Source organism: Verrucomicrobiia bacterium (assembly GCA_035574275.1).
Taxonomy (GTDB): Bacteria; Zixibacteria; MSB-5A5; order DSPP01; family DSPP01; genus DSPP01.
The window spans coordinates 1-9,401 of sequence record DATLYY010000057.1; the positions used below are offsets into that span (position 1 = coordinate 1).

Genomic DNA, 9,401 nt, shown 5'->3' on the forward strand with positions numbered 1-9,401 from the left:
CGCCCCCGCAACCCCTCCAAAACTACTTTCGCTTTGGTCTTGCCGTCAAAGACCCGCTTCCGCATCGCTGAATCCTCCTTGTGAATTCAGCCACAATCTACTCCATTCATCCTACCCTGTCACTAATGGGGAGCAGTATAATATTTAGCAGTCGTATAGTTGCGATAAGCTGTGCTATCCTGCTGACTTCCTCCAGACAAATAAACATATCCGCTGGTATCCAATCTTAGTGCAAAAGGAGCACCGGCAGAAGTACTCCATGGTTGTATGATGTCGGATCGTACCCAAAGTTGGGAGCCGACTGAATCGTACTTAATGACTACCCATTCTGCTGGCCCTTGGCAATGCTCACTATATCCGGCGACATAGACGTTACTCAATGAATCAACCGCAATTAAAAAGGCACGATTCCAATAATCATCTCCCCCTGGAGGAAAGTACCGAGCAGCCCAGCGCTGGTTTCCATTGGAATCATATTTTATGGTTACGAAATCATAGAAGGTGAAGTAGTAATTGGGACAATTCCGTAGTACTCCTTCACTGATCCCGGTTACATAGACATTCCCACTTTCGTCAACCGTGACTGCTAATCCTATGTCAATTCCATTTACGGGCCCGTAATAGCGGGCGGCCCAAACTTGATTTCCATCTGAATCGTACTTGATCGTTAGGCAGTCATGCCCAGACGTTGTTCCACCTGTCACATATACATTTCCTTTTTTATCCATGGTGAGAAGAGCGGGATAATCTCCGGTATTTATTACCCCATTGTAAGTCCGAAGCCAAAGTTGGTTGCCGTTTCGGTCATACTTAATTGTGACTTGTTCACCGGTACTTGACCCGTCCCCGCTGTAGCCGGTAACTACCACATTTCCGCTGTCATCCACGGCGATTCCTCTCATTTCATCCGTTTTGTTCCCTGTCCCATTGTAATGCCGCACCCAGGCGGTATCGGCTTGGCAAAAAGCGGAGAGAGGAAATGCAAAAAACCCGAGAAATAGAACGGCCGAAATTTTCTTTGCAAGTCTGGGCATCTCTCTTGAATTATCGGCAAAACTGGAAATTAAAATCATACCGACAAGGGATAGCAAATTCACAACAACTTTAGAGTGAATGGCGAAAGAGCCCTATTTATAGAGGGACGTGGCAAGGGCTAACTCCCAAGCCGCCATCCCTCTCGTGCAAACGGGTCGGCTCGGCGCACCTGGCGTGACCGGGCCGAACCCCAAAAAGGATAAGGGAGCCGGTATGGCAAAGAACACGGATTCCCCACCCTTTCGGGGTTGATTTCCTCCATTGCCTGGGGGAAAGGACAGCCGCTTTTTTGTGGCCAAACCCCCGCTTCTCCTTGAAAGGGAAAGCGGATTAGACCAGACCTGCGCCCGCGCGGAGTCCGTCGCGTGCGGGCATTTCAACTACACAGACGGCCGCATGGAGAGGACCTATCATATAACATGTCCCGTCTCCACTTTCACGGCTGTTTTAAAACCCGGTTGCGCGAAACAAAAGAAACACAAAGCCCCAAACCCGCCAAAGGCGGGTTGAGGGGAAAAAGGAAAGGCGAGAGGGCAGAGCTCCCGCTCTGTCCCTCCCTTCCCTGAAATGATCTCTTGTCCCCTCTCCTTTTAGGAGAGGGTCAGGGAGAGGTTGCATTTTCCCCTGCAAAATCCCCCCGATTTTGCAGCCCTCCTAAAAATTACCCCCCCTTTTTTTGCCCATTTTTCCAAATTCACAACTCAAATCCCATCGTTTTTGTTCTTCAATCCCCGATTGTTTTTCCCTCCGGAAAGGGTATATTATTTGGGATGGATTCGGGAATCAAGATAAACGCGCATTTAGACCCTTACCAGCCGAACGTCTGCCGCTTGGAGGTGGACCGGCCGGTCTATGCCGAGGGCTCGGCTTATTTCGACGACCGGGGAAAGGCCTCGGGGTCCCCTTTGGCGGCCAAGCTTTTCGCCATCGAGGGGATAGAATCGGTGCGGATTGCCGGGAACAATATCATTCTCACCCAGTCCGGCTGGGAGGAGTGGAAGACCCTGGCCCCCAAGGCGGGGGAGGCGGTGCGGGCGCATCTTTCCTCCGGGGAGCCGGCCGTGTCGGCGGAGTTTGCCGCGCAGAAACTGCCGGACGAGGCGGTGAAAACCAAAATTCAGGAAGTGTTTGACACGCTCATCAACCCGGCCATCGCCAACCACGGCGGGTTTGTCCGGCTCATCGACGTCAAGGAGAGCCGGGTGTTTTTGGAAATGGGGGGCGGCTGCCAGGGATGCGCGATGTCCATGGCGACTCTGCGCTACGGCATCGAGACCGCCATCCGCCACGAAATTCCGCACGTGGTCGAGATTCTGGACGTCACCGACCACGCCTCCGGCACGAACCCGTTCTACACCCCGTAATTTTCTCCGGGCTCGATATGCCCTTGCTTTTTGGCCAATCCGCTTCTAATTCCGTAAAAACAGGAGGAGTTATGCGCAGAGCTTTTGGATTCGGATTGCTTTTGAGTGCTTTGACCGCGGGGCTGGTCTTCGGAACGAAGACTGAAAGCCCGAAACCGGTGGCCACTTTTTCCATCGTGGCCTACGACCCGGCCACCGGCGAGCTGGGGGTGGCCGTTCAGTCAAAATTTTTTGCCGTCGGCACGGTCGTGCCGTGGGCCAAGGCGGGAGTCGGGGCGGTCGCCACGCAATCCTACGCCAACACCACCTACGGGCCGCGCGGATTGGAAATGCTGGAATCGGGAATGTCCCCCCAGCAAGTGATGGACAGCTTAACCCGCCCGGACGAAATGCGGGCCCGCCGCCAAGCCGGCATCATTGACGCCCGCGGAAACGCCGTCACCTACACCGGGGATTCCTGTTTGGCGTGGGCCGGAGGCAAAACCGGGCAGTACTACGCCTGCCAGGGGAATATTCTGACCGGCCGGGTGGTGGTGGATGCGATGGCGGCGGCCTATGAAGCATCCAAAGGGGAACTGGCGGAACGGCTTTTGACGGCGATGGAAGCCGGGCAACGGCAGGGAGGGGATTCCCGCGGGATGCAGTCGATGGCGCTTCTGGTGGTCAAAGACCAAGGGGGATATTCCGGCTACAGCGACCGCTACATCGATTTGCGGGTGGATGACGCTCCCGATCCCTTCAAGGAGATGCGCCGGCTTTTGCGGATTCAGCAGGGGATAAAGTATTTGCAAATCGCCGGGCGGTATTACCGGGATAAAAATCTGGAGGGGGCGGTGAAGGAGGCGGAAAAGGCGGTTTTGGCCGACCCGGCCAACGCCGACTGCCACTACGATTATGCCTGCTACCTTTCCCTTTCCGGCAAAAAGGAGGACGCCCTGGTCGCGCTGAAAAAGGCCTTGCAGTTGAATCCCAAGATGGCGGATTTGGCAGGTAAAGACGCGGACCTCTCCAACATCCGTCCAGCGGCCAGCTTCAAAAAAATGGTGGAGGAGGCGGATGCCAGGGCGAAGAAGAAATGAAGTTCCGCATTCTCCTTTCGCTTTTTTTTCTGCTTGTCGCCAGAGTAAATTCCTTTGCAACTTCTCCCCAATCCGACGAAGAGCTTTTCAACACTTTTTCCATCGTGGCCTACGATTCAGCCAATGGGGATCTGGGGGTGGCAGTGCAGTCCAAGGCGTTTGCAGTCGGGGCGCGCGTCCCCTATGCAAAAGCCGGAGTCGGCGCCATCGCCACGCAGGCCACCACCAACCCGGGCTTCGGCCCGCGGGGGCTGGCGCTGCTTGAGCGCGGACTCTCACCTCAAGAGGTGGTTGATTCGCTCTTAAAAGCGGATGACCGTCCGGCGGTTCGGCAGCTGGCGGTCATCGACGCCCGCGGCAAAGTCGCCGTCCATACCGGGGATTCCTGCATCGACTGGAAGGGGAGCAAAACCGGATCATACTATTCCTGTCAAGGAAACCTGCTTGCCGGACAGGCGGTGGTGGATTCGATGGCTTCGGCTTTCGAAGGAACTTCCGGCGAGCTGGCGGAACGGCTGATGGCCGCGCTGGAGGCCGGCCAGCGGGCCGGCGGGGATTCGCGCGGGATGCAGTCGGCGGCCCTGCTCGTCGTCCGGGCCGGGGCCGGATATGCCGGCTTCAACGACCGCTATATCGACATCCGCACGGATGATTCCAAAAATCCGCTTTTGGAATTGCGGCGGCTTTTAAACAAGGTTCTGGCCTTCAACGCCATTTTGAAGGCGGAAACTTTTCGGGAGAAAAAGGATTACGAGAAAATGATTGCCGAGGCCCGCCGGGCGGTTTCCCTGGACCCCGCCACGGGTTATAACTGGTATCAGTTGGGCTGCTATCTAACCATGGCCGACAAGCTGGAGGAGGCCAAGAAAAGTTTGAAGGAGGCCTTTTTGCGGGATGAATATCTAATCATTACCGCCCGCTCCGATTCCGATTTGGATAATTTAATTCACGATCAGGAATTCCGGAAAATGACGGGGATGCTGCGCACCAAGTAAGAGGCGACCTTCGCCCGCCTTACATCCACCGCGCCAGAATTAGTCCCGCCGCCAAAAGCAGCCCGAATACCAGATGAAGAAGAAAGCTTCCAGCCAAAGCGGAGAAAACCATCTCCTGACTTTCCGCCCGTTTGATTTTTTTTATAAGGCCGATTGCCCAGGCGGCCGTGCCCAAGGGGAGAAGGGCGGCAAAGGGGAGGAGGCCAAGCGCAACCGACAAGAGAAGCAAAACATAGGGGAGAATTAGAAGCATCGAGATCAGTTTTTCGCTTCTCTCAAGCCCCAAAAGCACCACCCATCCTTTCTTCCCCGCGGAGCGGTCGGCTTCGTAGTCCAGCATTTCATGCAGCAGATGGACCACCAGAATCAGGCCGGAAAAAGTCAGGGCGGCCGGGAGCAACCGGAAGCTGAAACTTCCGGTTTGCGAGGCGTATCCAAGCTCCAAGGCCGTCGGGCCGAAGTTGGCGGCAATTAAAAGTTCCCCCCAACCCCGGTAGGCGGCCGAAAGCGGGGGGGCGGCGTAAAAAATCACGGAGAGAATCCCGAAGGTATAGATGCCGGTCAGCGTCCAATTGGCGTGAAGCGCCGCCAGTCGGACGGCTAAAAAAAGGGCCGATGCGAGGGCGGCGATTCCCAAACCGAGCATGGTTTGCGCCTTCCAGCGCCCCGTTTGCAAAAGCCCGCTCCCGCCGGAAAGCAAAGTCCGGTTTTCCACTTTTATGTCCACCCCGGAGCGGTGGTCGAAATAGTCGTCCAGGCAGGCGGCGCCCAGGAGCGTGAAGCCGGTCAGAAAAAATACGGTCAAGGCGGAAGGAAAATCGAAGACGCCGGTCTCCCACCAGGCGTAGGCCAGCCCTGCCAAAATTGGCACCAAACCGGCCGGCATTTGATGAAACCGGAGCAAAAAAAGCATTTCCCGGAATTTCATCCGGCCAATATGGACTTCCGGGGTCGGGAATTCAAGAACTCCCAATGGAATTTTTTTCGGCTTCAGGCGTCAAAAACTCTTGACAAGCCCATAGGGAGGAGTGAATATTTCCGGCGCTATCCAAGTTAGCCGCCAGAATTGAGGGGTATTTGGCCAAAACCTTGCCCCGTCCCACCGGGGCCGCCCGTGGTTGGCGTAGTCATACCACACAGAAAAGGGAGGTAGTATGGTATTCCGCAAACGGTTTTTGACCTGGACGGCCGGGGGGCTTCTGTTTCTATTCCCGGCCGGTCTTCTCGGCGCCGCTTTTCAGATTGGGGGGACGGCGGGCCGAAAGGCGATCGATACCTTGACCGTGGAGGACGGCACGGTTTTTGGCAAGGTGGCCGGCAACGTGGACATGATAATTTTCGAAACCGATTCGCTGGCCTCGGCCAACGCCACCCGCAACCGGATCGTTTTTGAAGGATTGAATCAGTTGGATTGCAAATTCTTCCGCATTCAGGCGCTGGAGACAGACCGGGTCCAGATTAACGCCACCGGCAATCGGATCCTGGTCTCCCTTAAACTGAACGGGTTGGAGCTGACCAGCGACAGCAGCAAGGCGGGCCAAACCTTTACGCGGAACGATGCCAACCAGAACCCCAGCCTACCTGCCTGCGGGTCGGCGTCTTCGCTTTCCTTCTACGGCCTTGTTGTTCTGGCCCTGCTTTTGGCCGGGACGGCGGTGTGGATGTTCCGTAGACGCGATACAAAACTGGCGTAGGCAACTTCACTTAAAAAAATCCCCTGTTTCCGATATTTGGAATCAGGGGATTTTTTTAATTCTTTTTCGCCGTTTAGCTTATCAATTTTTTTTCTTGAAAACGCAGTTTTTGCGAAGCAGTTTCCCATTAGACATTTCTTTATATCTTCTTGGAGTTTATTCAGTTATTTAATATTTAAAATAACCCTTGACTCTGTTAAGTCAGGTTTTTATTTTATGCTCCGACAGAAAAGGTCCCATACCTTTCAAAGGGTCGGCCTGTTCCAGTTGAGGGGCTGGACGGACTGTAAGCCCACTACAGTCAAGAAATAGTCGCCGAAAGTTAGTCGCGAAGAAGAGCAAAAGCCCATATGGGCTTTTGGGGCAGCTTGGTTCGCTGGGGTCGGCAAATTACCTGCCAAGCAAGAGGCATGGAAGGTCGCGAGCCGAGCGTAACAACCTATTCCGGCTGAAAAGCCGGAGCGGGAGGCAGGTTGCCAATGCGGGCAGCATTGGCGGATGGCTCGAAAACGCCGCCGTTTACCGGAGGCGTTGAAAAAAACGGGGGCGAAATGCGGATCGGCGGGCCGGCCGACAATTTCCTTTTTGCCGGTTCTTCCGCTCTCCTATTACTCGTCGCCAATCTTTTCCCCAACTACTGGTATCTTTCCTTTTTTGCCTTAGTCCCCTTTCTCTATCGCATCATCCGGTTGGACGCCTTGAGCACCCTCCAGCTCGGCCTCTTTTTCGGCTTCAGTTTCTTTTCCATCTGGAAACTCTCCGACTTATTGGTCGCTCCGCTTATAACTGTGCTCACCATCTCTTTGGGCACTGTCCTTTTCGCCCTATTCGCTTGGGCCGTCGCCCGCGCCAAGGAACACTTCGGCTTCAACCCACTTTTTGTGGCTCTGTTCTGGGTCGGTTTCGAACTCTGCCTTCTCAAATTAGGCGTTTTTTCCGTAGGGGCGGGGTCTCCCCGCCCGTTCGTGGGGGAGGCGCCGTTTTTCCACGGCCTTTCCGTCCTGTTCGGCTTTCTGGCCGTCTCTTTCGTAATCGTTTTAGTCAATTCCATCCTCGTTTTCGCCATCGAAAAAGCCATATCACTAACAAAAGCCCGGGGGCAGGGAGCATGGGAATGCGAAAGCGTATGGGACCTTGCTCCCCAACCCGGGCTTTTTGCCCAAAAAGTTTATCCTACTCCACAAAACCGCGGACCGCCGCTAGTTCTTATGCGGTAGGTGGAATAGATTTTATTGATCAACTGATTACGTTTAATAAAAAGGAGAAACGTATGCTTAGGCAACGGATATTGAAATTGGCGGTGCTGTTGACTTTGTGCACGGTCGTATTCGTGGGTCAAGCTCTTGCGGTCAAGATTCGGGTTACGTTACACGGTACCCAAACGGTAACCGCACAGGGTGACCTCACCTTTAACAACGTTCCACTTGCGGGGGGTGCTTTTAACCTCACAGCTCCCGGTGGCGGTCCGGTATCTGTAGAGTTGGATGTGGCCAATGTGCCGAATGATGTAAAATTCAGCTGGTCGCGCCCAGCCGCTCCAGATACGGGCAGTTGCGATGTAAACTTGCCCTCCTTGCCCAACAGTGTTGGCATTCCCAGTTGTGCAGTGCCACACGGTGCCGCAACGGAGAGGTTGGAAATTAGACAAGCAGTCCCTATCCCCTCCCTCACCACCTACGGCCTCATCGCCTTGGCCTTGCTTCTGGCCGGTACGGCGGTGTGGATGTTCCGGAGAAGGAGGGTTAACGTAGCGGTGTAACCTCACCGCCTGACCCCCTCTCCGCATCGGAGAGGGGGGACGCATTATGCGTAGGGCAGGAATCCCCACACTCGGAAACGAGCCCCCCGACCAATCGGGGGGCTCCTTTTTTTGCTGGGCCGCAAAAAACGCGGAAAACCCTCCGTTTTTTCGTTTGTATAAGTTTCGAGGGATTCTTATAGACAAATGGATTGGGCTTTAGTATAGTTTACGCCGATGGCCGGTAGCGGGATAGGCAAAGTTGCGCGAATTATCATCGGGCTGGTTTTTATCGTCGCCGGGGCGGCCAAGGGGATGGATTTAAATTTTTTCTACTACGTGCTCAAAACCTTCCCCTTGGGGCTCCCCGACCCGATGCTCCTTTGGCTGGCGCGTTTCTTTATCGCCCTCGAAATCATTCTGGGGACGGCCTTGCTTTTCAACATCTGGCCCCGTTTGGTTCTGCCCGCCACCTTTGCCGTGATGCTCGTCTTTCTGGCCGTCACCACCTGGAATCTGGTGGGCGGGCTTTCGGAAGATTGCGGCTGTTTTGGCAAACTGGTCCGGCTCAATCCGGTTGTGGAGGTTATTGTTGAGCTGGTTTTGCTTTTCATTACCATTGTGGCCTGGCGTTTTTCCCCGCCGGCGGGGAGCGCGGGCAGGTTCAAAACGGCATTAATAGGGGCTTCCATCGTCGCGGGATTCGGGCTGCCGTATCTTTTTCCGGAAAGCCGGCCCAAAGTATTCGCCAAGGAAGGGGTCGGCTCTTACGTGGGGGATTTGAAACCGGAGCAGTTGGAGGCCGATTTGGCCAAGGGGGATTACCTTCTGGCGCTGATTGAAACCGACTGCGAGCACTGCCAGGCGGCGATGCCGAAGCTGAACACGCTGGCCAAAAGCCACGCCACCCCCAAGCTGGTGGCGGTCTGCCCCAACTCGCCGGAGGAGCTGGCGTTTCTTAAATCCAAAATGCCGGTCGATTTTCCGGTTGGCTTTGTGCCCGGTGGAAGCCAAATCGAAAGGGTACGCAAGTTCTTGTTGCTAAATCCGGAAATTCCGGCCCTGCTCTGGGTCAAGGAAGGAATCGTCCGCCACACCTGGCCGATTGATTCCACCCCCTCCGTCAATGAAGCCCTGCGGGTTTTGAAAGAGGGCGGGGCCATTGAAGAAGCTCCCTCTTCCCCCTCCAACTGAAACCTTTTCCGTTCGGCTTTCTCCGCCTCCCTTTTTTGCTTGACAAGCTTTTTGCCGGGGGGTTATCTTTTCGGGCAAGAAGGAGAGATTATGGCTACGAGTAAAAGCAATATTTTCGTAGCGGAACGAAGAGACAGCTCCGATAGACAGCCCGCTACTTTAAGACACAAGACACAAGACATATAGCGTCTTGTTTGTTTGAGAGCTTTAAGCCGACTCGAAGATGGGGTCGGCTTTTTTGTTGAACTTTAAACCATAGAGGAGGTGAGAAAGATGAAGAGGATTTTTGCAATCATCCTACC

General features: G+C 54.7%; 9 protein-coding genes. 7 read left to right on the top strand and 2 right to left on the bottom strand.

Annotated features, from left to right (window positions below; genetic code table 11):
• Nucleotides 1–122 precede the first annotated feature (122 nt).
• Nucleotides 123–1,073, bottom strand: coding sequence for a hypothetical protein (locus VNL73_07835; protein ID HXF49318.1), 951 nt, complete (start codon nucleotides 1,071–1,073; stop codon nucleotides 123–125).
• 732 nt (nucleotides 1,074–1,805) lie between these two features.
• On the opposite strand from VNL73_07835, the gene VNL73_07840 reads away from it, so the two are divergent.
• The 3 genes from VNL73_07840 (at nucleotide 1,806) to VNL73_07850 (ending at nucleotide 4,473) form a co-directional block, all read left to right on the top strand.
• A complete protein-coding gene (locus VNL73_07840) occupies nucleotides 1,806–2,399 on the top strand; it encodes a NifU family protein (protein ID HXF49319.1) in 594 nt (197 codons plus the stop codon).
• Nucleotides 2,400–2,470: 71 nt separating this feature from the next.
• Complete coding sequence (locus VNL73_07845) at nucleotides 2,471–3,478, top strand: DUF1028 domain-containing protein (GenBank protein ID HXF49320.1); 1,008 nt, start codon at nucleotides 2,471–2,473, stop codon at nucleotides 3,476–3,478.
• Nucleotides 3,475–4,473, top strand: a complete 999-nt coding sequence (locus VNL73_07850; protein HXF49321.1) for a DUF1028 domain-containing protein — start codon at nucleotides 3,475–3,477, stop codon at nucleotides 4,471–4,473. The genes VNL73_07845 and VNL73_07850 overlap by 4 nt, the downstream gene beginning before the upstream one ends.
• 19 nt (nucleotides 4,474–4,492) lie before the next feature.
• On the opposite strand, the gene VNL73_07855 is transcribed toward VNL73_07850, so the two are convergent.
• Nucleotides 4,493–5,386 (bottom strand): prenyltransferase, encoded by an 894-nt coding sequence (locus tag VNL73_07855; GenBank protein ID HXF49322.1) that lies wholly within the window; start codon nucleotides 5,384–5,386, stop codon nucleotides 4,493–4,495.
• Between the two features lie 241 nt (nucleotides 5,387–5,627).
• Between VNL73_07855 and VNL73_07860 the strand changes: the two genes are divergently transcribed.
• The 4 genes from VNL73_07860 (at nucleotide 5,628) to VNL73_07875 (ending at nucleotide 9,099) form a co-directional block, all read left to right on the top strand.
• Nucleotides 5,628–6,167 carry an IPTL-CTERM sorting domain-containing protein gene (locus VNL73_07860; protein HXF49323.1) on the top strand — a complete coding sequence of 180 codons (540 nt, stop codon included), beginning with the start codon at nucleotides 5,628–5,630 and terminating at the stop codon, nucleotides 6,165–6,167.
• Nucleotides 6,168–6,646: 479 nt separating this feature from the next.
• Complete coding sequence (locus VNL73_07865; GenBank protein HXF49324.1) at nucleotides 6,647–7,384, top strand: hypothetical protein; 738 nt, start codon at nucleotides 6,647–6,649, stop codon at nucleotides 7,382–7,384.
• Nucleotides 7,385–7,800: 416 nt separating this feature from the next.
• On the top strand, nucleotides 7,801–7,926 hold the full coding sequence (locus VNL73_07870) for an IPTL-CTERM sorting domain-containing protein (GenBank protein HXF49325.1): 126 nt from the start codon (nucleotides 7,801–7,803) through the stop codon (nucleotides 7,924–7,926).
• A gap of 216 nt (nucleotides 7,927–8,142) precedes the next feature.
• Complete coding sequence (locus VNL73_07875) at nucleotides 8,143–9,099, top strand: MauE/DoxX family redox-associated membrane protein (protein ID HXF49326.1); 957 nt, start codon at nucleotides 8,143–8,145, stop codon at nucleotides 9,097–9,099.
• Nucleotides 9,100–9,401: the final 302 nt, after the last annotated feature.

Excerpts from the sequence above, each read along its gene's own strand:
- VNL73_07865 (HXF49324.1), top strand. The coding sequence starts at position 6,647 with ATGCGGGCAGCATTGGCGGATGGCTCGAAAACGCCGCCGTTTACCGGA.
- VNL73_07840 (HXF49319.1), top strand. The coding sequence starts at position 1,806 with ATGGATTCGGGAATCAAGATAAACGCGCATTTAGACCCTTACCAGCCG.
- VNL73_07855 (HXF49322.1), bottom strand. The coding sequence starts at position 5,386 with ATGCTTTTTTTGCTCCGGTTTCATCAAATGCCGGCCGGTTTGGTGCCA.
- VNL73_07850 (HXF49321.1), top strand. The coding sequence starts at position 3,475 with ATGAAGTTCCGCATTCTCCTTTCGCTTTTTTTTCTGCTTGTCGCCAGA.
- VNL73_07835 (HXF49318.1), bottom strand. The coding sequence starts at position 1,073 with ATGATTTTAATTTCCAGTTTTGCCGATAATTCAAGAGAGATGCCCAGA.
- VNL73_07860 (HXF49323.1), top strand. The coding sequence starts at position 5,628 with ATGGTATTCCGCAAACGGTTTTTGACCTGGACGGCCGGGGGGCTTCTG.
- VNL73_07875 (HXF49326.1), top strand. The coding sequence starts at position 8,143 with ATGGCCGGTAGCGGGATAGGCAAAGTTGCGCGAATTATCATCGGGCTG.
- VNL73_07845 (HXF49320.1), top strand. The coding sequence starts at position 2,471 with ATGCGCAGAGCTTTTGGATTCGGATTGCTTTTGAGTGCTTTGACCGCG.